Raw genomic sequence first — 21,492 nt, forward strand, 5'->3', positions numbered from 1 at the left:
GTCTCCGACTCGTACTTCGTGGTGGCGCACTTCCATTACGTGGTCTTCGGTACGGTCGTCTTCGCGATGTTCGCCGGATTCCACTTCTGGTGGCCGAAGATGACCGGCAAGATGCTGGACGAGCGGCTCGGGAAGATCACCTTCTGGACGCTTTTCGTGGGCTTCCACGGCACCTTCCTCGTCCAGCACTGGCTGGGCGCCGAGGGCATGATGCGGCGTATCCCTGACTACCTCGCGGCCGACGGTTTCACGACCCTGAACACCGTCTCCAGCATCTTCTCCTTCCTTCTCGGGCTCTCCCTCCTGCCGTTCCTCTACAACGTGTGGAAGACCGCGAAGTACGGCGCGAAGGTCGAGTCCCACGATCCCTGGGGGTACGGCCGTTCGCTGGAATGGGCGACGTCCTGCCCGCCGCCGCGGCACAACTTCCGTACGCTGCCGCGTATTCGCTCCGAATCCCCGGCCTTCGATCTGCACCACCCGGAGATCGCACGCGATATCGAGACCTTGACGGACGCCGGGGACACGCCTGCCACCGGAATCGGGGCACGCCGATGAACGAGGGAACGCGGATGGGCGAAGGAAGTCGGAGGGGCGAAGGAAGCCGGAGGGGCGAAGGAAGCCGGAGGGGTGGAGGAAGACGGAGGGGCGAGGGCAGGGAAACGGGAAGAGGACGGCGGAAGGGCGAGGGCCGGGAAATGGGCGGGGGAATGTCCGAAGGGGGCGGTCTGCCGTACGCAGCGGAAATGCCGGGGGCCGACGGTACGGCGATGGACCGGGCCATCAACGAGATCGAGGGATTTCTCCTCTGGGAGGCGGAGAAGGACCGGGCACGTATCCGCGCGGAGGCCTTCTGCGCGGGCCTGCCCTGGCTCACCGACAGTCAGCGGCGGGAAGTGGAGCTGCACTACTGCCGCGACCAGCGCGATGCCACGTGGGCGTATCTGGAGCGCATCGCGGTCCGCAGCGCCACCCTGCGGACCGAATACGAAGGCGTCTACCGGGCCCTGCGCCGACGGCTGATCACCGTGTTCCTCAGCGGCACGGTCGCCGTCGCGGCGCTGGTGACGGTGGCGGTCGCCGGCATGGCCGTGCGGTGAGGGTGACGCCCGCGCGGTGCGTTGAGGGTGACGCCCACGCACGGGCGGGGCGCGGCCGTCACCCCTGGCCGGTCAGCCGGCCGGTCGGCCGGTGCACCCGAGCGCCGCTCAGCCGGTGACCGTGATCTGGGAAGCGGGATCGGTGGTGTCGGCGACCTTGTAGGTGGCGTTGAACGTCGAACTGGTCGCGGTGGTCGGGCAGCCGAAGCCGCCCACCACCTTCACCGGTACCGCGGCGTTCGTGAAGGTGAGCGTGGACGGTGCGCCGTTGGTCCAGGTGCCGCCCACCGTTGCCGGTGCGGTGGGGGCCGCGGTGACCGTGCAGGACGCCAGCCCGCTGGTCTTGAGGACGAATCCGCCGGTGGGGATGGTCAGGCCGGCGGTGACCGGCGCCCCGTTCTGCATGGCGACGCCCCAGGTGCCGGTCGTGGTGACGCTCGCGCTGACGCCCGGCAGGCTCGTCGAGCAGGAGCCGTAGGTCGCCGGGGTGGTCGAACTGCTCACCGGACCGGCCGGGTTGTGGTTGCCGGGCGCGGCCGGGACCTGCCCGCTGGAGGTCGAGGTCGTACAGGTCACCGTCACCGCACCGGCCTTGAAGGTGGCCTTGCCGCTGAGCGTGGCGGTGAAGCCGTGACCTGCCGGACTCACGGTCGTGGCGGCCGGGGCGAGCGGTGCCGACGGGGCGGGCAGGGCCGCCGCGGAACCCGGCACGGCGAGCGGCAGGGCGAGCGCCGCGACGATCCCGGTGCCGGCGGAACGGAACGCGCGTCTGCGCTGCGTACGGCGGGCGGGGTGCGTCATCGTCATCGTGGGTCTCCTTCAAGGGGGGTGGGTGCCACAGGGGCGGTCGGTCCGCGGTGCGGGCAGCGGTCCGGTCCCGTACGCGGACGACGGCGCTGGGGGGTACGGGTATGGGTACGGGCGCGGCCGGGGGACGGGTGGACCGGGGCCGGGTGGACAGATGCGGGCTGAAGGCTGCGGGCTGAGGGCTACGGGGTCCTACGGGCCGCTGGGTGCGGGCGCGCCGTCACCTGGTTCGGCACCGGCCCCGGGCGCGCCGTCACCCGGTTCGGCACCGGACCCGGGCGCGCCGTCACCCGGTTCGGCACCGGACCCGGGCGTCGCGGCGGCGCCGGGTTCCGCCGGTGCGGCCGGCTGCCAGGCGAACATCATCGAGCCGCCGAGAATCCCGAGGACGGTGCCGATCAGAAAGCCGCCGAGGTTGGACATCACCAGCGCGGCCGCCGCACACAGCACGGTGAGCACCCCCGCGAGGCCCCGGTAGTGCGGGGCGAACCACGCCGAGAGCCCCATCACGATCATCACCAGCCCCATCAGCACGGACGGGATGCCGGCGATGCCCTGTTGCAGCATGATCTTCAGCGGCGCGAGGGGGATGGCGCAGAGCTCGGCGCCGGCGAGGACGGCCGCCAGACCGCCCCAGAAGGGCCGCGCCCTCCGCCAGCGCCGCCAGGTCAGAAGCATTCCTTGGAGCCCTTGGAAATCTTCATGTTCAGGCCGGACAGCTTGAAGGTCCCCGCGTTGGTGGCCCAGGCCGTCTGCCGCAGGTTGCTGATGTTGACGTCGTCGGCCTGCTGGGCGAAGAGGTCCTGCATGCCCTGGGCGCTGTCCGGTCCCTTGTCGAGGGTGGAGGCGTCCCGGCCGATCTCGATGCCGTGGAAGGACGCGTTGCCGGAGAGCTGGGTGGCGTCCACGAAGAGATTGGTCGCCTCGACGGGCTTGCCGCCCGTACCGGCGCTGAGGTTGAGCGAGATATCGCCGATGACGGGCAGGTGGGTGACGACCGACTGGCACAGATGGTTCATCCGGGCGGTCTTGATGGCGGTGACGGCGACCGGCAGGAGGTCTCCCCTGGCGTTCGTGTCCACGCTGCCGTACTGGGCGAAGCCGTCGCCCGTGAGGCTGTCGGCGGAAACCTTGAACTGCTGTCCCGAGACGGCGAACGACGCCGCCAGTGCCCCGTTGGCCAGGGCGATGCCCAGGGCGGCCGTGCCGACGAGGGCCGGGACGGACAGCGCGGCGAACCTGCGCCATCTGATGCGTCCCGTGACGGGTCTGCCGTGTGCGTCCTTCATATCGGTGTGTCCCCTTCGAAGAGCGAGCGCGCTGTCGAACTGTGTGGGGGGTGCCGGTGCGTGGTGGGGCGTGCTGGGGCGTGCTGTGCGGGCGCGTCGGCGTGCGGCGCGGGTGTGGCGACGCGCGGGGGCCGGCGTGTGCGGAGGTGGGGAAGAACGTGCGGTTCGGGTGCCGGCGCTGCGGAGCTGTGCGCGAAGATGCCGAACTGCCAAGTGTTACCCGCGAGTTGAATGTAAGTCTGAGCATGACAACTGACAAGCTTGCGGAAGGAACCGGTTTCGGACATACCGCTCGTCCGGCTTTCCGGACCGGCCCCTCCCGTACCCGGCGCCCCGCCTCTCCCCGTCCCCGGCATGCCCCACGCAGCGGCGAGGCGCCCACCCCATGGATCCGGGTGCGCGCCCTGCTCTCTTCGCGGCCCTCTTGGAGGGGGTACGGGCTCAGCCGTAATGAACCCGGAGTTCCTTGACGCCGTTGAGCCAGGCCGAGCGCAGTCGGCGTGGGTCGCCCGCCAGGGAGATGCCGGGCAGGGCGTCCGCGAGGGCCTGGAAGATCAGGTTGATCTCCAGCACCGCGAGGGACTTGCCGAGGCAGAAGTGCGGGCCGCCGCCGCCGAATCCCAGATGGGGGTTGGGGTCGCGGGTGATGTCGAAGACCTCGGGGTCGGTGAAGACCTCCGGGTCGTTGTTGGCGGAGGAGTAGAAGATCCCCACCCGCTGCCCTTCCTTGATCTTCGCACCGCCCAGTTCGGTGTCCTGGGTGGCGGTGCGCTGGAAGGAGACCACCGGCGTCGCCCACCGCACGATCTCCTCGGCCGCGGTCGCCGGGCGCTCGCGCTTGAAGAGTTCCCACTGGTCGGGGTGGGTGAGGAAGGCGTGCATGCCGTGGGTGATGGCGTTGCGGGTGGTCTCGTTGCCGGCCACCGCCAGCAGCAGCACGAAGAACCCGAACTCGTCGGAGCCGAGGTTCCCCTCGTGCTCCGCCGCCACCAGCCGGCTGACGATGTCCTCGGCCGGACACTCCTTGCGCGCCGCGGCGAGGTTCATCGCGTACGAGATCAGCTCCATGGCCGCGTTGCTGCCGACCTCTTCGGTGATCGCCAGCTCGGGATCGTCGTACGCGACCATCTTGTTCGACCAGTCGAAGATCCGGGCCCGGTCGTCCTGGGGGATGCCGATCAGTTCCGCGATGGCCTGGAGGGGGAGTTCGCAGGCGATGTCGGTGACGAAGTCCCCGGTGCCGTTGCGGCGCGCCTCGTCGACGATGTGCACCGCCCGGCGGCGTAGCGCGTCCTCCAGGCCGCGGATGGCGCGCGGGGTGAAGCCGCGCTGCACGATCTGCCGGACCCGGGTGTGCTCGGGCGGGTCCATGTTCAGCATGATGAGTTTCTGTACGTCGATCTGCTCACGGGTCATGGACGCGTTGAACCGGATGATCGAGGTGTTGCGGCTGGCGGAGAAGATGTCCGGCTTGGTGGACACCTCCTTGACGTCCTGGTGGCGCGTGACGACCCAGTAGCCGTCGTCGTCGAAGCCGGCAATGCCGTGCGGCTGGGCGTTCCACCACACCGGAGCGGTCTGCCGCAGCAGCGCGAACTCGGGGAGCGGGACGCGGGACTGATAGACGTCGGGGTCGGTGAAGTCGAACCCGTCGGGCAACGCGGGGCATGGCATCGGCGACTCCTGGTCCATCTGGTCCATCCAAAATTTCTGACGGTTCATCAGGTATGGATCGCGGTGAAGGTAGTGACGAGTTCCGCAAGTGGCAAGGGCCGTGGCGACTCCCTTTGTGGACAAGGGTGTTGCATGCCCCTTGCGCCCCGGAGGGCGGCTCATAAGACTGTTTGCAGAACTAGAACGCGTACTAGTTCTTCTTCCGTGGGTGCCGGGACCCGCGGACGCGAGGAGAGGACGAGTCAGTCATGGCCGCGGAACCCGTCATCGTCGAAGCAGTACGCACCCCGATCGGCAGGCGCCAGGGCGCGCTCGCCAACCTTCACCCCGCCTACCTCCTGGGCGAGACCTACCGCGAACTCCTCTCCCGTACGGGCATCCAGCCCGACTGCATCGAACAGATCGTCAGCGGCACCGTCACCCACGCCGGTGAACAGTCCATGAACCCGGCCCGCAACGCCTGGCTGGCGATGGGCCTTCCGTACGAGACCGCCGCGACCACCGTGGACTGCCAGTGCGGATCCTCCCAGCAAGCTAACCACATGGTCGCCAACATGATCGCGAGCGGCGTCATCGACGTCGGCATCGGCTGCGGTGTCGAGGCGATGTCCCGGGTGCCGCTCGGCAGCGCCTCCAAGCACGGCCCCGGAAAGCCCTGGCCGGACGAGTGGAACGTCGATCTGCCCAACCAGTTCGAGGCGGCCGAACGCATCGCCCGCCACCGCGGGCTGACCCGCGAGAACGTCGATTCGCTCGGGCTGATCTCACAGGAGCGGGCGGCCGCCGCCTGGGCCGAGGAGCGCTTCAAACGGGAGACCTTCGCCGTCCAGGTGCCCACCACCGAGGACGAGCAGGCCGCGGGCCAGGGCATGTGGCGGCTGGTCGACCGGGACGAGGGGCTGCGCGACACCAGCATGGAGGCGCTGGCCGGCCTCAAGCCCGTGATGCCGACCGCGGTCCACACCGCGGGCAACTCCTCGCAGATCTCCGACGGGGCCGCCGCGGTGATGTGGGCCTCCAAGCGGATGGCCCGCGCCCTCAAGCTCAAGCCGCGCGCCCGGATCGTGGCGCAGGCACTGGTCGGCTCCGATCCGCACTTCCATCTGGACGGGCCCATCGACGCCACCCGCGCGGTGCTCGGCAAGGCCGGGATGTCGCTGAGGGACATCGACCTCGTCGAGATCAACGAGGCCTTCGCCTCCGTGGTGCTCTCCTGGGCGCAGACCTTCGACCAGGACCTGGAGAAGGTGAACGTGAACGGCGGCGCCATCGCCCTGGGCCACCCGGTCGGCGCCACCGGCGCCCGGCTGGTGACCACCGCGCTGCACGAACTCGAACGCCGGGACAAGGAGTTCGCCCTGATCACCATGTGTGCCGGCGGCGCGCTGGCGACGGGGACGATCATCCAGCGGCTGTAGGGACTGTCCGGCGGATCGGGATCGGACAGCCCCTGGCGGGACGGCTCACGAGGCGCCGGCCTCCGGGGGCGGGCCGGGCGTGAAGGAGACGGGGGCGTCGAAGGCGGCGCGGCGGGTGGCGCGGCGCAGCGCCGTCAGTACGGTGCCGCCCAGCGCGAAGGTGAGGACCACCGTCACCAGGGCCCGGGGCAGGTCCCAGCCGAGGGAGGTGGCGAGGCAGTAGGCGAGGAAGCGGGTGAGGTTCTGGCCGAGCGGATCGCCGGGGACGAAGGAGACCCCCGAGGCCATGCCGCCGATGTAGGGCCAGCCCTGGAGGTTCATGACCAGGCCGTAGAGGACGGCGGAGACGGCTCCGTACGCGGCGAGCAGGGCCAGTTCCCGGCGGCCGCGCAGCCGGTCGGGACCGGGCAGCAGACCGGCCCCCATCGACACCCATCCCATCGTCAGCATCTGGAACGGCATCCAGGGCCCGACACCACCGGTCAGCAGGGCCGACGCGAACATCGCCACGGATCCCAGCACGAACCCGAAGCCGGGCCCGAGCACCCGCCCCGCCAGCACCATCAGGAAGAACATCGGCTCGATGCCGGCCGTTCCCGCGCCGAGCGGCCGCATCGCGGCCCCGGCCGCGGCCAGTACGCCGAGCATGGCGATGGCCTTCGCGTCCAGGCCGGTGTCGGCGACGGTCGCCACGACGACGGCGAGCAGCATCGGCAGCAGCGCGGCGAACAGCCAGGGCGCGTCCCGGGAATGGGCGAGACCGGAGGCCGAATCGGCGAGCAGCGGCCACCCGAAGGCCATCACCCCGATGACCGAGATCAGGCACAGCGCGGCGACGGAGCGGGGCCCGAGCCGGATGGCCCGCGCCCGGCGCCCGGTGCCCGGACCGGGCGCGGCGCCGGGGCGCGGCCCGGCGCCCTCGGTGCGGTGCACGGGCGCGGTCATGCGGTGGCCTCCAGGGCGTCGGCCACCTGCGGCACGGTCAGCCAGGGCAGCGGCGCGAGGACCTTGGCGACCTGCGGCGCGAACGACGGCGAGGAGACCACGACCTCGTCGGTGGGACCGTCGGCGACGATCTCGCCGTCGGCCAGGATGACGACCCGGTGGGCGAGTTCGGCGGCCAGCTCCACGTCGTGGGTGGCCAGGATGATGGCGTGGCCCTCGGCGGCCAGGGCGCGCAGCACCTCGATCAGCCGGGCCTTGGCGGCGTAATCCAGTCCGCGGGTGGGCTCGTCGAGCAGGAGCAGCGGCGGACGGGCGGTCAGCACGACCGCGAGGGCGAGGGCCAGGCGCTGGCCCTCGGACAGATCGCGGGGGTGGACGGAGTCCGGGACATCGGGCAGCAGCCGGGCGACCTGGGCGCGGCAACTGCCGGCCGGGGCGCCCGCGTCCTGGTCGGCCGTGGTGCACTCGGCGGCGACGGTGTCCGCGTAGAGCAGGTCACGGGGTTCCTGGGGGACCAGGCCGACGTGCCGCAGGAGGGCGCGGGGGCCGGTGCGGTGCGGGGTGACGCCGCCGACCCGCACCGAGCCGGCGGCCGGCGGGTGCATTCCGACCAGGGTGGACAGCAGGGTCGACTTCCCCGCCCCGTTACGGCCCATCAGGGCAAGGGTCTCGCCGCGCCGCACGGTCAGCTCCACCCCGTGCAGCACCTCGGTCCGCCCCCGCCGGACGCCCAGCCCGGACACCGCCGCGGCGATCCCGTCCGGGACGGCGTCGCCCCGGGGCGCCGGGACGGAGGATGCCGCTCCCGGCCCCGTGCCCGTCCCGCCGACTGCCTGCCCCGCTCCCGGCGCCGGCGGCGTCACCCCCGTCAGCCGCGTGCGCAGGGCGGCGGCCTTCCGGCGGGCGTCGCGTACCGACAGCGGCAGCGGGGACCAGTGCGCGAGGCGGCCGAGGGCCACCACCGGAGGGTGGACGGGGGAGACGGCCATGACGTCGGCGGGGGCGCCCATCACCGGGGCCGCGCCGGGGGAGGGGAGCAGGATGACCTGGTCGGCGTACTGGACGACGCGCTCCAGGCGGTGTTCGGCCAGCAGGACCGTGGTGCCCAGGTCGTGCACCAGGCGCTGGAGCACGGAGAGCACGTCTTCGGCGGCGGCCGGGTCGAGCGCCGAGGTCGGCTCGTCGAGGACCAGGACCTTCGGGTGGGTGGTCAGGACCGCCCCGATCGCCACCCGCTGCCGCTGGCCGCCGGACAGCGTGGCCAGGGCGCGGTCGCGCAGCTCGGCCAGGCCCAGCAGGTCCAGGGTCTCCTCGACCCGTCGGCGCATCACGTCGGGGGCGAGGCCGAGCGACTCCATGCCGTAGGCGAGCTCGTCCTCCACGGTGTCGGTGACGAAGTGCGCCAGCGGGTCCTGGCCCACAGTGCCGACGACATCGGCCAGTTCGCGCGGCTTGTGGGTGCGGGTGTCCCGGCCGTCGACGGTGACCCGGCCGCGCAGGGTGCCGCCGGTGAAGTGCGGGACGAGACCGCAGACGGCGTTCAGGACGGTGGACTTGCCGACGCCGGAGGGCCCGACCAGCAGGCACAGTTCGCCCTCGGGGACGGTCAGGTCGATGCCCTGGACGGCCGGCGCCGTGGCGTCGCCGTAGGTGACCGAGACCTGCTCGAACCGGATCACGGGGTGGGCTCCTTCGCACGCGGATCGACATCGACGGCACGGCCACGGCCACGGGACGCCGTGCGGTCCGCCCGGTCCCCGCCCGGCGGGAGCGGGGCGACGAACGCGGGCAGCAGTCCCACGAGCACGGAGACGGCCGGCCAGAGGGGGAGGACAGGGGCGGTGAGCGGGACGGCAGGCGGGTGGAGGGCGGTGGGCGCGTAGGAGTTGGCCCAGATCATCAGGGCGGCGACGGCGATGCCGGAGCCCGCGACCAGCCAGGCGCGCACGCCCCACCGCTCGGGCCGGTAGCGGCTGCGCACCGACCGCCGACCGCCGAGCCACAGCCCGCCCAGCGCCGCCGCCAGCCCGGCCAGCAGCAGCGGCAGACCGTAGCCGCCGCCGGCCTCGCCCAGCAGCCCGTACGTCCCGGCGCAGACGCCGAGCAGCCCGCCGAGGGTGAGGACGGAGGTGGTATGCCGTACGGCCCGCGGCACGTCGGCGCTGCGGCCGTAGCCCCGCGCGTCCATGGCCGCGGCCAGCGCCACCGAACGCTCCAACGCGCCCTCCAGCACCGGCATGCCGACCTGGAGGAGCGCCGGCAACCCGCGGTCGGGGCGGCCGCGCAGCCGGCGGGCGGCGCGCAGCCGCTGGACGTCGGCGACCAGGTTCGGGGCGAAGGTCATCGCGACGACGACCGCGACGCCCACCTCGTACAGCGCGCCGGGCAGCGACTTCAGCAGCCGCGCCGGATGGGCGAGCGCATTGGCGGCGCCCACACAGATGAGAAGGGTGGCCAGTTTCAGCCCGTCGTACAGGGCGAAGACCATGCCCTCCGCGGTGACCCGGCCGCCGATCCGGACGCCCTTCGCCCAGTCGGGCAGCGGCACTTCGGGCAGCGTGACCAGGGTGTGCGTGCCGGGAATCGGCGACCCCAGGAAGAAGGCGAAGACCAGCCGGACGGCGATCACGACCAGGCCGAGCTTGACGAAGGCCCCGTACGAACGAGCCCAGGGCGCCTCCGTACGGCGGGCCGCCACGACATAACCGGCCACCCCCACCAGCAGCCCCAGCAGCAGCGGATCGGTGGTGCGGGAGGCCGCGGTGGCCAGGCCGAGCGCCCACAGCCACCAGGCGCCGGCCGGCAGCGCGGTGGTACGGGTCGCCCGCGGGGCGCTCATCCGCGCCGGCGGCGGAGCTGCCACCCGGCCGCCGCACCCAGCACCACCAGGACCGCGATCCCGCCGAACAGCCCGGTGGACGGCCCGCCGTCGTCCCCGCCGTCCGCCGCCGCGCCCGGGGCCGGCGACGCCGCGGACCCTGCCCCCTTCGAGCCGTTCACCCGCTCCGCGCACCCCGCCTTCGGGTAGCCGGCGACGGCACACAGCAAGGCGCTCGCGTCATAACGCAGCGGCCGGGCGACCGCCGCCAGCGCCTCGCCCGCCGAGGCGTCCTCGGAGACCTGGGCGCACTCCGTCCGCGACGCCGGTGGCCGCTCGCCGCCGGGCGCGTCCGCCGCGGTACCGAAGTCGACGACGACGCCGATCCGTTTGCGGCCCTCCTTGGCGGGGGTGGCACGGCAGATCGCGTCGAAGCCGGGCGCCGTACGGGGCTTGCCGGCCGCGGCGGAATCGGCGCCGACGGTGAAGCGGAACCCGGTGACCGCACCGTCGGCCGGCCGCAGGGTGCCCGGCCCCTCGGTGGCGTACGTCCACGAACTGCCCTTGCCCTCCCAGACGGACCAGTAGCGGTACTCCTGGGCCTGGGCGGGCCCGGTGGCCAGACCGGTGACCGTGCCGGCCAGCAGCGCGGCGCCGGCGAGGGTGGCGCGCCGCATCAGTGCCCGCCCCTCTTGCGGCCGCTGAGCAGGAAACCGAGGCCCGCGCCGAAGGCGAGGCCGACGCCGATGATCCACCACGGCATGCCGCCGCCGTCGTCCTTGGCGGAGGCGTCGGCGCCCTTGGCGTGCTTCCCCGATACGGCGGCCGGCCCGGGGCCGGTCGCGTTGAGCGCGGTGACCAGGTCGGTGCCGCCGAAGGAGCGCGGGTCGCTGCCGGTGGCGTGCGCGGCCAGCACCAGCTGGGCGTACGCGGCGGGGCCGCTCTGCCGCGCCCAGTCCGCCGCGTTCTTCTGAAGCCAGGCCAGGGGTCGCCGGGCGTCGGCGCCGTGTCCGCCGGCCGCCAGCGCCACCACGGCGTCCGCGGTGTTCCCGACGTCGGGCTGCGGCTTGGCGCCCGGCATCGCGGACAGAAGGTGCTGCCCGTTCTTGTCGAGCTGGGCGACGAGATAGGCGGCGCCGCCGTCCGCGGCCTGCGCCGCGGAGACCCTGCCCGCCTTGTCCTTGCCGTCCTTGCAGGCCGGCGGCGCGACCGGGTTCGGGTCGCGGCGGCCGGCGGGCGCGACGACAAAGCCCTTGCCGAGCACGCCGGTTGCGGCGGCCGCGGTGGCGTCGGCGTTCGGAGCCGCGCCCTTGAGCTGGAAGGTGAACGCGCCGTGCGCGTCCTCCTTGCCCGCACACCCCAGCCGGAAGGTGAGCAGCCCGTCGTAGGCGGTCTTGTGCTTCTTCGACGTCACCGACGCCGGCTTCTGCCCGGCTGCCGCGAGCGCCCCGATGACCACGGAGGTGGAGTTGGCGTCGCCGGGCGAGCCGGGCATCGAGCTCCAGCTGCCGTCGTCGTTCTGCACCGACTTCAGCCAGCCCACCGCCTTGTCCACGCTGTCGCCGTGCCCGCCCAGCGCGGCCAGCGCCTGCACCGCGGCGGCCGTCTGGTTGGTGTCCCGCATCGTCTTGGCGGCACAGGGCTTGGCCGGCTCGGCACGGAAGGCGGTGAACGCGCCGTCCGCGCACTGCTGCCCGACCAGCCACCGCACGGCCGACGCCGCCGGGCGCACCCCCACCGTGTGCTGCGCCAGCAGCGCGAGCGACTGCCGCCACACCCCGTCGTACTGCGGGTCCTTGGTGCCGTACAGACCGGCGGGCAGCTTCTTGGCCGCGGCGGACGGGGAACCGGCGGCAGCGGCAGGGGCGGCAGCGTACGCGGCAGGGGCGGCGGCCGCGCCCAGCACCATCGCGGCCGCCAGCGCCGTGGCGGCGCGGCGCGCCAAGGGGGCGCCGGAGTGCGGCGCGGGGGCCTGCTGGGCCAGGGAAGCCGTGGGGGCCATCGGGTCGGTGCCTCTCGGGTCGGGTCGCGGCGGCCACGCAGCCGCGCTCGGCCGCCCACCCGGGCACCGATCCGGGGATCGGGCGCGGTGGCACCGGGCTCAGCTCCGTATACCTCGACGGTGCCGCGCACCGGCCGTCCGCGGGCGGACGGCTGGGGTGGCGGGAGCCTTGGTCGTGCCCCTCGGGTGTTCCGGCTCGTACGGCCGCTCCGCGCCGGCCTGGGGCGTGGCGTGGACGGGCCGTCCTCACGGTTGCGGGTCAGCGCCGGATTTCCACCGGCTTCCCCCGATCGGACACGGATGAAGTTGTCCCGCACACCTTAACCGGCGCCCGCCCGGCATTCGCTCGCCCGTACGAGCCGGAGACGCGACCCGTACGCGTCACACGGATCGAGGACCCACCCGGTGGACACCCAAGACGCACCGCACGGACCCAGGCCCCACCGCACGGACCCCGTACGCATCCCCTACGCCCGGCCACCGCCCCCGTCCACCGCCTGATACTGCACGGGGCCGGAGCCCGGCACGCACTCCGCATGGCCCAGTTTCACCAGTCGGCGCAGATGTGCCTCGGCCTCCGAGACGGCGATGGTGCGGGAGCCGTAAGGGATCTGCTCCCAGGGGCGGTTCCACTCCATGGCCCTGGCGAGCTGCCAGGGTGTGCGGGGTTCGCTCAGCAGCGTCCGCAACTGGGCGAGCCGCTCCTCGTGGTGGGCCAGGAGGGCGCGGACGCGGCCGCCGGCGTCGGTGAAGGCGTGCTGATGCGCGGGCAGCACCTCGGCGGGGGCGAGCCGGCCGACGCGTTCGAGGGAGTCGAGGTAGTCGCCCAGGGGGTCGGCGACCTCGCCCGAGTTCCCGGCCGGGTCCTCGTACAGGCCGATGTGCGGAGTGATGCCCGGCAGGAGGTGGTCACCGGAGAAGAGCCGGCCGAAGCCGCGGGTCCGCCGGGCGGGGTGCTCCTCCTCCAGATGCAGACACACATGGCCCGGGGTGTGCCCCGGTGTCCAGATCGCGCGCAGCCGGCGCCCCGGCAGGTCGAGCAGCTCGCCGGGGCCGATCTCGCGGTCCGGCAGCGCGGCCCGCAGGCCGGGCATCCGCCGGCCGCCCCCGGTGGCCCGGGCCGTGCGCAGCGGCGCCAGATGGCCGTCCGGCGCGCCCGCCGCCGCGAGCCTGGCGATGAGGTGGTCGAGCCACTGGTCCGACGTGGCCCCGCGGGTGCGGCGGACCACGGCGGTGTCCGCGGCGTGCATCGCGAGCCAGGCGCCGGAGGCCTCCCGCACCTTGGCGGAGAGGCCGTGGTGGTCCGGGTGGTGGTGGGTGATCAGTACGCCGTGGAGGTCGGTGAGGGCGAAACCGCAGGCGGCGACGCCGGCGACGAGGGCGTCCCAGGAGTCCGGGTCGTCCCAGCCGGTGTCGATGAGCACCGGCCCCCGGTCGGTCTCCAGGAGGTGGACGAGGGTGTGGCCGAGCGGGTTGTCCGGGATGGGGACGGCGATGCTCCACACGCCGCCCCGGTGGTCGGTCACCTGCGTCGTCATCCCGGTCCCCTCTCGGTCCGCCGTGCGCCGGCACGCGCATCACTATAACTAGAACGAGTTTCAATTCGGCCGGAACTGCGCCCCTGCGTGTGCGCCTTGGGGATTCGGCCGCCGCCGTGGACTCCTCCCGGTAGAACTGATATCAGTTCTGCTGAGTGATTCTGATGCAGCGTCAGGAACCATCGGGAGGCGGCAGCGATGAGCGACCTCGTCGAGCACGGAAAGCTCTACCTGGGCGGTGCGTGGGCCGATCCGGCCGGCCGGGACACCATCGAGGTCGTCTCGCCGCACACCGAACGGGTCATCGGCCGGGTGCCGCACGCCTCGCGGGCCGACATCGACCGGGCGGTGGCCGCGGCCCGCACGTCCTTTGCGTCCGGGGAGTGGGCGAACGCCCCGCTGGCGGACCGGATCGCGGTGGTCACCCGCATCAAGGACGCCTTCGCGGCCCGCAGCGAGGAGTTCGCCAGGGTCATCAGCTCCGAGAACGGCACCCCGTTCACCTCCGGCGTCATGGTGCAGGCGCTGGCCGCGATGCTGGTGTGGGACACCGCGCTCACGGTGGCCCGGGACTTCCCCTTCGAGGAGCGGCGGGCCGGGGTGCTGGGTCCGCTGCTGGTGCGGCGGGAGCCGGCCGGAGTGGTCGCGGCCGTGGTGCCGTGGAACGTCCCGCAGTTCACCGCCGCGGCCAAGCTCGCGCCCGCGCTGCTGGCCGGCTGCTCGGTGGTGCTGAAGGTGTCGCCGGAGACGCCGCTGGACGCGTACCTCCTCGCGGAGATCGCGATGGAGGCCGGGCTGCCGCCGGGCGTGCTGTCGATCCTGCCGGCCGACCGCGAGGTGAGTGAGTACCTGGTCGGGCACCCGGGCGTGGACAAGGTGTCGTTCACCGGCTCGGTGGCGGCGGGCAAGCGGGTCATGGAGGTCGCGGCCCGCAACCTCAGCCGGGTCACGCTGGAGCTGGGCGGCAAGTCCGCCGCGGTGATCCTGCCGGATGCCGATCTGGACGCGGCGGTGGCCGGCATCGTGCCGTTCGCCTGGATGATCAACGGCCAGGCGTGCGTGGCCCAGACCCGGATCCTCGCGCCGCGCAGCCACTACGACGAGATCGCCGAGCGGTTCACCGCGGCGGCGAGCGCGCTGACCGTCGGCGACCCGCTGGATCCGGCCACCGAGGTCGGCCCGCTCGTCGCCCGCCGCCAGCAGCAGCGTTCGCTGGACTACATCGCACTGGGGCAGCAGGAAGGCGCCAAGGTGCTGACCGGCGGCGGCCGTCCCGCGGGGCAGTCGACGGGCTGGTACGTCGAGCCGACCCTCTTCGGCGAGGTCACCAACTCCATGCGGATCGCCCGCGAGGAGATCTTCGGCCCGGTCATCTGCCTGCTGCCGTACGGCGACGAGGCGGAGGCGGTGCGGATCGCCAACGACTCCGACTACGGGCTCTCCGGCTCGGTGTGGACGGCCGACGTCGACCACGGCATCGACCTCGCCCGGCAGGTGCGCACCGGTACGTACTCCGTGAACACCTTCAGCATCGATATGCTCGGCCCGTTCGGCGGCTACAAGAACTCCGGCATCGGGCGGGAGTTCGGGCCCGAGGGCTTCGGCGAGTATCTGGAGCACAAGATGATCCATCTGCCGGCGGGTGCCTGATGGGGGACCGCTGGCAGGTGGCGGTGGACCGGGGCGTCTGCATCGGCTCGGGGATGTGCGCCGCCGCGGCGCCGGACGGCTTCCGGCTGGATACGGCCCGGCAGTCGCACCCGGTGGCGCCGGAGACGGACGCCGACGAGCGCATCCTGGCGGCGGCCGAGGGGTGCCCCGTGGAGGCGATCACCCTGACCCTGGCCGGCAGCGGTGAGCCGGTCTTCCCGCCGGAGGAGTGAGGGCCGTCGAGGGGCGACGGCACCAGGCGACTGCCCCTCCCGCACCGTGGGGCGGGACAGCCGCTTGCCCCTCGCGGTCCATGCGATCAGACGGAGCGTGGGTCGGGTGTGAGGCGGTCGAAGGAGACCAGAAGGCGATCCGGGCCGCGCAGGATGGCGTTCTCCCGGTACGGCGGGGGGGCGGCGACCAGGCGGGGGGATGCCAGCCGGCGGGCGAGGGCGGTCAGCGCGACCTGCGCTTCGGTCCGGGCGAGGGTGGCGCCGATGCAGTAGTGGATGCCGCCCCCGAAGCCGAGGTGGGCGTTGCCGGGGCGGTCGGGCAGGAAGCGGTCCGGGTCGGAGAAGCGGCGGGGGTCGCGGTTGCCGGCGGCCAGGAGCAGGCGGACCCGGGAACCCTTGGGGATGGTGGTGCCGCCGAGGTCGATGTCGGCCAGGGTGCTGCGTCCGGACATCTGCACCGGCGGGTCGTAGCGCAGCACTTCCTCCACGAGCGGGGTGACGAGGTCGGGCTCGGCGCGCAGCCGTGCCAGGAGGTCGGGGTGGCGCAGGAGCGCGAGGGTGCCGTTGGCGATGAGGTTGACGGTGGTCTCGTGGCCGGCGATCAGGAGCAGGGCGAGCGTGACGCGGAGGTCGATGGGATCCATGGGGGCATCCGAGCCCTGCCCGAACATCAGGCCGGAGAGCAGGTCGTCGGCGGGGGCGGCCTGACGGTCCGCGATGAGTCCTTCGAGGTACTGGACCAACTCACCACGGGCTTCCCGGAGTTCGCGCAGCTCGTCCTCGGTCTGGGTCTCGACGGGATCCAGACCGCGGGTGAGGCGGCGGGCGATGCTGCCGAAGACGGGCTCGTCCTCGCGTGGCACGCCGAGCAGTTCGCAGATGAGGGTGACCGGCAGGGGGTAGGCCAGGTCGCCGACGACGTCCAGCTGTCCTGGCCGCTGGCTGGTGTGCGCGTCCAGGAGTCCGGTGACGAGGCCGTCGATGTGGTCGCGCAGGCCCATGATGCGCGGGACGAACTGCTCGGTGACCTGGTGGCGCAGCTGGTCGTGCCGGGGCGCGTCCTCCACCAGCAGGCTCTTGCGGATCGGCTGCTCTTCCTCCGGCCTGCGTCGGTCGGCGCTGACGCGCGGGTCACGGAGCAGCCGGCTGATCTCGTGGTAGCCGCTGACCAGCCAGGTTCCGTTCTCCTCGGGTACGACCGGCCGGCGGCACAATTGCGCGAAGTAGGGGTAGGGGTCGGCGCGGTTTTCGTAGCGGAGGGCCTGGGCGAACAGGTCCGAGGCGGTGTGCTGCTGAGTGGTCGTGGTCATGGTGGAGCTCCTCACTCGTGTCCGGCCGGGACGGACCGCAGGGATGGGGCGGGCGGTATGGACGGGACGGTCGGGCGGTCCGGTACGGGGGCGGGGCGGTGGGCGAAGCCGGCGTCGAGCGGGAGAAGTCGGTCCGGTCCGTCGGTGGCGTTGAGTTCCGGGGGAAAGGGCGCTCCGGCCTCGATGAGAGAGGCGTATCCGTCCAGCACGCGGGGGGAGTCGGCCGCAACGGCGGCGATCAGGCGGCCCCGATGGCCGTAGGCGGCCACGAAGCGGTGCTCGTCGAGTGAGCCCTGGGTGACCACGACCTGGTCGGCGAGGGACGGCAGCCCCAGGCACTTGAGGTTGACGCCGAACTGGTTGGACCAGAACGCCGGCAGGGGCCGGTGGGCGCGATGGTCGTGCGGCGGGCGGGTCATGTTGTGGGCGGCGGTGCGGGCCTGGGCGACGGCGTTGTCCCAGTGGTCCAGGCGCAGGAGCTGACCGGGGTAGAGCGGGTGCGGCCAGCGGGCGACATCACCGGCGACGAAGACGTCCGCCCTCGGCGTCCCGTCGTCGGCCAGTGCCCGACAGGTGTGGTCGCACGCAACGCCGTGGGCGTCGGCGGCCAGCCCGAAGCCGGCCAGCCACCCGGTGTTGGCCATGGCGCCGGCCGCGACCAGGGCCACCTCCGCCTCCACCACGGTGCCGTCGGAGAGGAGCGCCCGCCGCAACCGTCCGCGGGCATCCCCCTCCAGAGCCCGGACCGTGGTGCCCAGCCGCAGGTCCACCCCGGCGTCGCGGTACCAGCCGGTCGCGGCGCGGCCGACGACACCGCCCAGCGCGCTCGCCAACGGGGCATCGCCACGGTGGACCACGGTGACCTCAAGGCCCAGGTCGCGGCAGACCGAGGCGACCTCGCCACCGGTGAAGCCGGCACCGATGACCAGCACCCGGCCCGGCCCCGCGGCCAGTGCCGTGCGCAGCCGGTCCGCGTCATCGCGGGTGCGCAACACGTGTACCCCGTGCAGGGTGCCGCCCTGCTGCTGGGGCCAGGGGCGGGCCCGGGTGCCGGTGGCGATCAGCAGCCGGTCGTACGCCACCTGCCGCCCATCAGCCAGTTCCACACGGCGTGCACGCAGGTCAAGGCCGGTCGCGGAGGTACCGAGCAGCCAGCGGGCGGCGATGTCGCGGACCCGGGGGAGCTCGGTGTGGTCGGTGGTCAGCCAGCCCGACAGGACCGCCTTCGACAGCGGCGGACGGTCGTAGGGCGCATGCGGTTCGTCGCCGATGAGCGTGAGCTCACCGGTGAACCCTTCGTCGCGCAGGGCCTCGGCGGCGCGCAGCCCGGCCAGGGAGGCACCGACCACGACGATGCGCTCAGGGGTTTCGGAGGCGTTCACTGCGCACTCTCCGTGGTCAGGGGTGCGGGTTCGGTGGCCCTGCCCAGGGTGATGGCCTGTACGGGGCACGCGGCGGCCGCCCGCTCGACCTCGCGGCGGATGCCCGGATCGGGCGCGTAGTCGTACTCCAGCACCTCCTCGCCGTGGAACCGGAAGACGGTCGGCGCGGCGTAGACGCACTGCCCATAACTCTGGCAACGGTTCAGGTCCACCACGAGCCGGAGCTCCTCCGGCGGGGAATCGGTGGTCATTTATTCGCTCTCCTCGCAGGTCAACGCGGGTTCGGCGGCTCTTCCGGCGCCCGGTCGCGGCCTCCTGCCGCGCATCCGGGCGACGATCGCGATCACCATTCAGATAGCAATCACTATTCAGACTGTACACGCTATCCGAGCGTTGACATAGTGCTCGCTATCTGAATAGCGTCCCCAACATGAGCGCCGAAATCGACGAATCCGCACGGCGGCGACCGACCCGCGCGGAGGCCAAGGCCCGCACCCGGCGCCTGCTGCTGGACGCGGCGGCCCGGGTCTTCGCCCGCAAGGGCTTCGCGGGCGCTTCGGTGGAGGAGATCGCCGAGTCCGCGGGCTTCTCCATCGGCGCGCTGTACTCCCACTTCGGTGGCAAGGAGGCCCTCTTCCTCGCGCTGATGGCCGAACGCGGCCTGGGCCGCGTCGCCGAAGCCACCCACACCCTGGAGCGGCACGGGGCGGGCACCGGGGAGACCGCCGCCGAACTCGGGCGCCTGCTGGTGCACACCGCCGACGAGGACACCGACTTCGCCCCGCTCCAGGCCGAGTTCTGGCTCTACGCGGTGCGCAATCCGCACGTCCTCGACACGATGGCCACCGCACTGCGCGAGCCGCACCAGGCACTGGAGGGCCTGATCGGCAGCTGGCTCGCCGAGCGGGGCGCACCCCCCGAGGTCGGCGCGGCCTCCGTGGCCTCCGTGGTGGCGGCGCTCTTCCAGGGGCTCGTCCGGCAGCGCCGCATCGCCCCCGACAGCGTCCCCGAGGAACTCTTCGGCCAGGCCCTGATCTGGCTGTTCACCGGTATCGGCCGGGGCGCTGCCGCCACCACCGCCGACCAGGACTGACCAGCCCGCCCCGCGGTCCGCGCCGACGGCGGACCGCAGCGCACCCCAAGGGCGCCGCCCTCACCTATATGGCCAACGCCCAACTGCTCCACCTCATGCCGCACAGGACACCCGCCCACGTGTGCATAAAGAACGGTGCGGGATGGGTGCGTTGACTGTTCTGTGGCGCTGTGCGGCGCTGTGTGGTGCCGCGTGGCGCTGGCGGATTCCCTCCCGATACAAGGGCATCACACGTGATAGCCGTTTTCCCGTTGTGTGATGAAGTAATGACAACGCCGTGGGTCGGCGGATTGTGCTGATTCTCTGAGTTCCTGCGGAGAGAAAACCAGCCCGGGTGGCTCCTTCTCTCTCCATTCGCCCTTCGCGCCAAGGGCTGACCCATGGAAAGCGGGAGTACTCATGAATTCGGACTCAGCACTCTCGGCCGAGCAGTCCCGAACCTGCTCGCCCAGCGGGTCCTCGCCTTGGCGGGCGGGGTGGCCGAGGCGGCCTGAGCCCCGGGCCCGCACCCGATGGCTCTCCCGCATTCCAGGAACCTCCCGCATTCCAGACGTCAGGACCTGCCGCATTCAGGAAAGAGAGCAATGCGTATCACCTCAATTGGCCATGCCGGCCTGTTCATCGAGTCGGCCGCCGGATCGATCGTGTGCGATCCCTGGTTCACCCCGGCCTACTTCGGCTCCTGGGTGCCGTTCCCGGACAACACCGGAGTCGATCCCGCCCGGCTGGCCGCGGCGGACTACCTCTACATTTCGCACCTGCACCACGACCACTACGACCCCCAGTGGCTGAGCCGGTACATGCGCAAGGACATCACCGTCCTGCTGCCCGAATTCCCGGTCCCTGACCTCCACCATGCGCTGGCGGGCCTGGGGTTCAAGAATTTCGTGCAGACCCGGCACAACCAGCCGCTGGTCCTCGGTTCCGGACTGCGGGTGCAGATCAGTTCGGTGGATGCCCCACTGGACGGGCCGCTCGGCGATTCCGGTATTGCCCTGGACGACGGTCGGGTCCGTATCTTCAACCAGAATGATGCGCGGCCCGTCGAGCTGGGCCCGATCCAGGAGTTCGGGCCGCTGCACGCCCATCTCGTGCAATATTCGGGCGCCATCTGGTTCCCCGGGGCGTACACCTTTCCCGCGCGGATGAAGCGGACCCTCGGTACCCGCAAGCGGCGCAACGGCATGGCACGGGCGCTGCGGTACATCGAGCAGCTCGGCGCGGAGCATGTGCTGCCCTTCGCCGGCCCCGCCTGCTTCCTCGACGACGAGCTGTGGCACCTCAACGACGTCGACCGGGACCCGGCGAACCCCTTCCCGGACCAGTTCGCCTTCCTCGATTTCCTGCGGGAGCAGGGCTTCGACCGGGCCCACCTCTTCCTCACCGGCACCGAGGTCGACCTGCACCCGGACGGTACGGCGCGGGTGCGGCAGATCCCGGAGGAGGAGGTTGCCCGCATACGCGACGACCGGCGCGGCTGTCTCGCCGAGTACAAGCGCAAGGTGCAGCCCGCCATCGACGCCATCACCGGCGCGCTGCCGCAGGACCGCAGCGACCTTGTCGGACAGCTCAAGGAGTACGTGGAGCCGCTGATGAAGGGAGCGGACCACACCTGCGCGGGCGTCAACGGCCGGATTCTGCTGGAGGTGGCGGCCGTCGACGGCGGCCCGGACGAGAACATCGTGTTCGACTTCCTCGACCGGCGGGTGGACCGGCACGCGGGCGAGGAAGCGCGCTACGTCTTCCGGGTCCGCCGCCCGCTGGTGGAGGAATTGGTGCGGGGGCGCTGCGCGAACTGGGTGGACGAGCTGTTCCTGTCCAGCCGCCTGGAGATCTCCCGTAAGGGTCCGTACAACGACTACGTGTACACGTTCTTCAAATCCTTCTCCCCGGAGCACATGGCGTTCGTGGAGGACTACTACGCACGGGCCGACGCCGACCGGCACTACGCGCTCGCGGACGGATATGTGGTGCCGCGGCGCTGCCCGCACCTCCAGGCCGACCTGACGCGTTTCGGCAGCGTCAAGAACGGCGTGCTGACCTGCGCCATGCACAACTGGGACTTCGAGCTCGCCACCGGCCGCTGCCTCACCAGCGATGACCGCGTCCTCGCCGCCCGCCCGGCCACTCCCGAGGACGAGCAGGCACAGCACCCGGTCATCCCGGAAGCCCGCCCCCAGTGACGCCCTGGGCGGCCCGCCAACTTCCCCTGGCCGTAAGGGAGTTCCCGTAA

At 72.3% G+C, this 21,492-nt stretch carries 20 protein-coding genes and 1 riboswitch; of the genes, 7 read left to right on the forward strand and 13 right to left on the reverse strand.

Annotation, left to right across the window (positions count from 1 at the left end; translation table 11 throughout):
* On the forward strand, positions 1 to 558 hold a 558-nt coding region (locus tag EST54_RS22760), incomplete at its 5' end, for a cbb3-type cytochrome c oxidase subunit I (RefSeq protein ID WP_174857497.1).
* Positions 559 to 746: 188 nt separating this feature from the next.
* On the forward strand, positions 747 to 1,100 hold the full coding sequence (locus EST54_RS22765) for a hypothetical protein (RefSeq protein ID WP_129249583.1): 354 nt from the start codon (positions 747 to 749) through the stop codon (positions 1,098 to 1,100).
* Positions 1,101 to 1,208: 108 nt separating this feature from the next.
* Here the strand turns inward: EST54_RS22765 and EST54_RS22770 are convergent, their stop codons facing one another.
* The 4 genes from EST54_RS22770 to EST54_RS22785 all read right to left on the reverse strand — a co-directional run bounded on the left by EST54_RS22770 (position 1,209) and on the right by EST54_RS22785 (position 4,870).
* Positions 1,209 to 1,907: a hypothetical protein gene (locus EST54_RS22770; protein WP_129249584.1), complete on the reverse strand. Its 699-nt coding sequence runs from the start codon at positions 1,905 to 1,907 to the stop codon at positions 1,209 to 1,211.
* 192 nt (positions 1,908 to 2,099) lie between these two features.
* The gene (locus tag EST54_RS35955) at positions 2,100 to 2,585 is read right to left on the reverse strand and encodes a DUF6114 domain-containing protein (protein WP_203525533.1); all 486 of its coding nucleotides are present in this window, start codon (positions 2,583 to 2,585) and stop codon (positions 2,100 to 2,102) included.
* A complete protein-coding gene (locus tag EST54_RS22780; protein ID WP_129249585.1) occupies positions 2,576 to 3,196 on the reverse strand; it encodes a DUF6230 family protein in 621 nt (206 codons plus the stop codon). Before EST54_RS22780 ends, EST54_RS35955 begins: the two co-directional genes overlap by 10 nt.
* A gap of 441 nt (positions 3,197 to 3,637) precedes the next feature.
* On the reverse strand, positions 3,638 to 4,870 hold the full coding sequence (locus EST54_RS22785) for a cytochrome P450 (RefSeq protein ID WP_129249609.1): 1,233 nt from the start codon (positions 4,868 to 4,870) through the stop codon (positions 3,638 to 3,640).
* A gap of 248 nt (positions 4,871 to 5,118) precedes the next feature.
* Here EST54_RS22785 and EST54_RS22790 point away from each other — a divergent pair, with 248 nt between their 5' ends.
* Positions 5,119 to 6,288 carry a steroid 3-ketoacyl-CoA thiolase gene (locus EST54_RS22790; RefSeq protein WP_129249586.1) on the forward strand — a complete coding sequence of 390 codons (1,170 nt, stop codon included), beginning with the start codon at positions 5,119 to 5,121 and terminating at the stop codon, positions 6,286 to 6,288.
* A 45-nt stretch (positions 6,289 to 6,333) separates the two neighbouring features.
* Here the strand turns inward: EST54_RS22790 and EST54_RS22795 are convergent, their stop codons facing one another.
* The 6 genes from EST54_RS22795 to EST54_RS22820 form a co-directional block, all read right to left on the reverse strand.
* Positions 6,334 to 7,233 carry an ECF transporter S component gene (locus EST54_RS22795; RefSeq protein ID WP_239013772.1) on the reverse strand — a complete coding sequence of 300 codons (900 nt, stop codon included), beginning with the start codon at positions 7,231 to 7,233 and terminating at the stop codon, positions 6,334 to 6,336.
* A complete protein-coding gene (locus EST54_RS22800) occupies positions 7,230 to 8,912 on the reverse strand; it encodes an ABC transporter ATP-binding protein (protein ID WP_129249587.1) in 1,683 nt (560 codons plus the stop codon). The genes EST54_RS22795 and EST54_RS22800 overlap by 4 nt, the downstream gene beginning before the upstream one ends.
* A complete protein-coding gene (locus EST54_RS22805; RefSeq protein ID WP_129249611.1) occupies positions 8,909 to 10,072 on the reverse strand; it encodes a CbiQ family ECF transporter T component in 1,164 nt (387 codons plus the stop codon). Before EST54_RS22805 ends, EST54_RS22800 begins: the two co-directional genes overlap by 4 nt.
* The gene (locus EST54_RS22810) at positions 10,069 to 10,728 is read right to left on the reverse strand and encodes an SCO2322 family protein (protein WP_129249588.1); all 660 of its coding nucleotides are present in this window, start codon (positions 10,726 to 10,728) and stop codon (positions 10,069 to 10,071) included. Before EST54_RS22810 ends, EST54_RS22805 begins: the two co-directional genes overlap by 4 nt.
* Positions 10,728 to 12,053: a prenyltransferase/squalene oxidase repeat-containing protein gene (locus tag EST54_RS22815; RefSeq protein WP_129249589.1), complete on the reverse strand. Its 1,326-nt coding sequence runs from the start codon at positions 12,051 to 12,053 to the stop codon at positions 10,728 to 10,730. Before EST54_RS22815 ends, EST54_RS22810 begins: the two co-directional genes overlap by 1 nt.
* Before the next feature lie 164 nt (positions 12,054 to 12,217).
* A riboswitch (cobalamin riboswitch) is annotated at positions 12,218 to 12,377 on the reverse strand.
* A gap of 143 nt (positions 12,378 to 12,520) precedes the next feature.
* Positions 12,521 to 13,591 carry an MBL fold metallo-hydrolase gene (locus EST54_RS22820; RefSeq protein WP_129249590.1) on the reverse strand — a complete coding sequence of 357 codons (1,071 nt, stop codon included), beginning with the start codon at positions 13,589 to 13,591 and terminating at the stop codon, positions 12,521 to 12,523.
* Between the two features lie 198 nt (positions 13,592 to 13,789).
* Here EST54_RS22820 and EST54_RS22825 point away from each other — a divergent pair, with 198 nt between their 5' ends.
* Together EST54_RS22825 and EST54_RS22830 are read left to right on the forward strand one after the other, a co-directional pair.
* Positions 13,790 to 15,241, forward strand: a complete 1,452-nt coding sequence (locus EST54_RS22825) for an aldehyde dehydrogenase (RefSeq protein ID WP_129249591.1) — start codon at positions 13,790 to 13,792, stop codon at positions 15,239 to 15,241.
* Positions 15,241 to 15,474, forward strand: a complete 234-nt coding sequence (locus tag EST54_RS22830) for a ferredoxin (protein WP_129249592.1) — start codon at positions 15,241 to 15,243, stop codon at positions 15,472 to 15,474. Before EST54_RS22825 ends, EST54_RS22830 begins: the two co-directional genes overlap by 1 nt.
* 86 nt (positions 15,475 to 15,560) lie before the next feature.
* On the opposite strand, the gene EST54_RS22835 is transcribed toward EST54_RS22830, so the two are convergent.
* From EST54_RS22835 to EST54_RS22845, 3 genes are read right to left on the reverse strand one after another with little or no spacing between them, the layout of a single operon-like run.
* Positions 15,561 to 16,784, reverse strand: coding sequence for a cytochrome P450 (locus EST54_RS22835; protein WP_129249593.1), 1,224 nt, complete (start codon positions 16,782 to 16,784; stop codon positions 15,561 to 15,563).
* 11 nt (positions 16,785 to 16,795) lie between these two features.
* A complete protein-coding gene (locus EST54_RS22840) occupies positions 16,796 to 18,166 on the reverse strand; it encodes an NAD(P)/FAD-dependent oxidoreductase (RefSeq protein ID WP_129249594.1) in 1,371 nt (456 codons plus the stop codon).
* Positions 18,163 to 18,417 carry a ferredoxin gene (locus EST54_RS22845; protein WP_129249595.1) on the reverse strand — a complete coding sequence of 85 codons (255 nt, stop codon included), beginning with the start codon at positions 18,415 to 18,417 and terminating at the stop codon, positions 18,163 to 18,165. Before EST54_RS22845 ends, EST54_RS22840 begins: the two co-directional genes overlap by 4 nt.
* A 179-nt stretch (positions 18,418 to 18,596) precedes the next feature.
* Here EST54_RS22845 and EST54_RS22850 point away from each other — a divergent pair, with 179 nt between their 5' ends.
* Both EST54_RS22850 and EST54_RS22855 read left to right on the forward strand, forming a co-directional pair.
* Positions 18,597 to 19,259, forward strand: a complete 663-nt coding sequence (locus tag EST54_RS22850; RefSeq protein ID WP_129249596.1) for a TetR/AcrR family transcriptional regulator — start codon at positions 18,597 to 18,599, stop codon at positions 19,257 to 19,259.
* 584 nt (positions 19,260 to 19,843) lie between these two features.
* A complete protein-coding gene (locus EST54_RS22855; protein WP_129249597.1) occupies positions 19,844 to 21,442 on the forward strand; it encodes a Rieske 2Fe-2S domain-containing protein in 1,599 nt (532 codons plus the stop codon).
* The last annotated feature ends 50 nt before the right edge of the window (positions 21,443 to 21,492 follow it).

The sequence above is a fragment of the Streptomyces sioyaensis genome (genome assembly GCF_004122735.1).
Taxonomy (GTDB): domain Bacteria; phylum Actinomycetota; class Actinomycetes; order Streptomycetales; family Streptomycetaceae; genus Streptomyces; species Streptomyces sioyaensis.

Bases quoted from the DNA above. Each gene is read 5' to 3' on its own strand.
- EST54_RS22765 (WP_129249583.1), top strand. From the start codon at position 747: ATGCCGGGGGCCGACGGTACGGCGATGGACCGGGCCATCAACGAGATC.
- EST54_RS22770 (WP_129249584.1), bottom strand. From the start codon at position 1,907: ATGACGATGACGCACCCCGCCCGCCGTACGCAGCGCAGACGCGCGTTC.
- EST54_RS35955 (WP_203525533.1), bottom strand. From the start codon at position 2,585: ATGCTTCTGACCTGGCGGCGCTGGCGGAGGGCGCGGCCCTTCTGGGGC.
- EST54_RS22780 (WP_129249585.1), bottom strand. From the start codon at position 3,196: ATGAAGGACGCACACGGCAGACCCGTCACGGGACGCATCAGATGGCGC.
- EST54_RS22785 (WP_129249609.1), bottom strand. From the start codon at position 4,870: ATGCCATGCCCCGCGTTGCCCGACGGGTTCGACTTCACCGACCCCGAC.
- EST54_RS22790 (WP_129249586.1), top strand. From the start codon at position 5,119: ATGGCCGCGGAACCCGTCATCGTCGAAGCAGTACGCACCCCGATCGGC.
- EST54_RS22795 (WP_239013772.1), bottom strand. From the start codon at position 7,233: ATGACCGCGCCCGTGCACCGCACCGAGGGCGCCGGGCCGCGCCCCGGC.
- EST54_RS22805 (WP_129249611.1), bottom strand. From the start codon at position 10,072: ATGAGCGCCCCGCGGGCGACCCGTACCACCGCGCTGCCGGCCGGCGCC.
- EST54_RS22810 (WP_129249588.1), bottom strand. From the start codon at position 10,728: ATGCGGCGCGCCACCCTCGCCGGCGCCGCGCTGCTGGCCGGCACGGTC.
- EST54_RS22815 (WP_129249589.1), bottom strand. From the start codon at position 12,053: ATGGCCCCCACGGCTTCCCTGGCCCAGCAGGCCCCCGCGCCGCACTCC.
- EST54_RS22820 (WP_129249590.1), bottom strand. From the start codon at position 13,591: ATGACGACGCAGGTGACCGACCACCGGGGCGGCGTGTGGAGCATCGCC.
- EST54_RS22825 (WP_129249591.1), top strand. From the start codon at position 13,790: ATGAGCGACCTCGTCGAGCACGGAAAGCTCTACCTGGGCGGTGCGTGG.
- EST54_RS22830 (WP_129249592.1), top strand. From the start codon at position 15,241: ATGGGGGACCGCTGGCAGGTGGCGGTGGACCGGGGCGTCTGCATCGGC.
- EST54_RS22835 (WP_129249593.1), bottom strand. From the start codon at position 16,784: ATGACCACGACCACTCAGCAGCACACCGCCTCGGACCTGTTCGCCCAG.
- EST54_RS22845 (WP_129249595.1), bottom strand. From the start codon at position 18,417: ATGACCACCGATTCCCCGCCGGAGGAGCTCCGGCTCGTGGTGGACCTG.
- EST54_RS22850 (WP_129249596.1), top strand. From the start codon at position 18,597: ATGAGCGCCGAAATCGACGAATCCGCACGGCGGCGACCGACCCGCGCG.
- EST54_RS22855 (WP_129249597.1), top strand. From the start codon at position 19,844: ATGCGTATCACCTCAATTGGCCATGCCGGCCTGTTCATCGAGTCGGCC.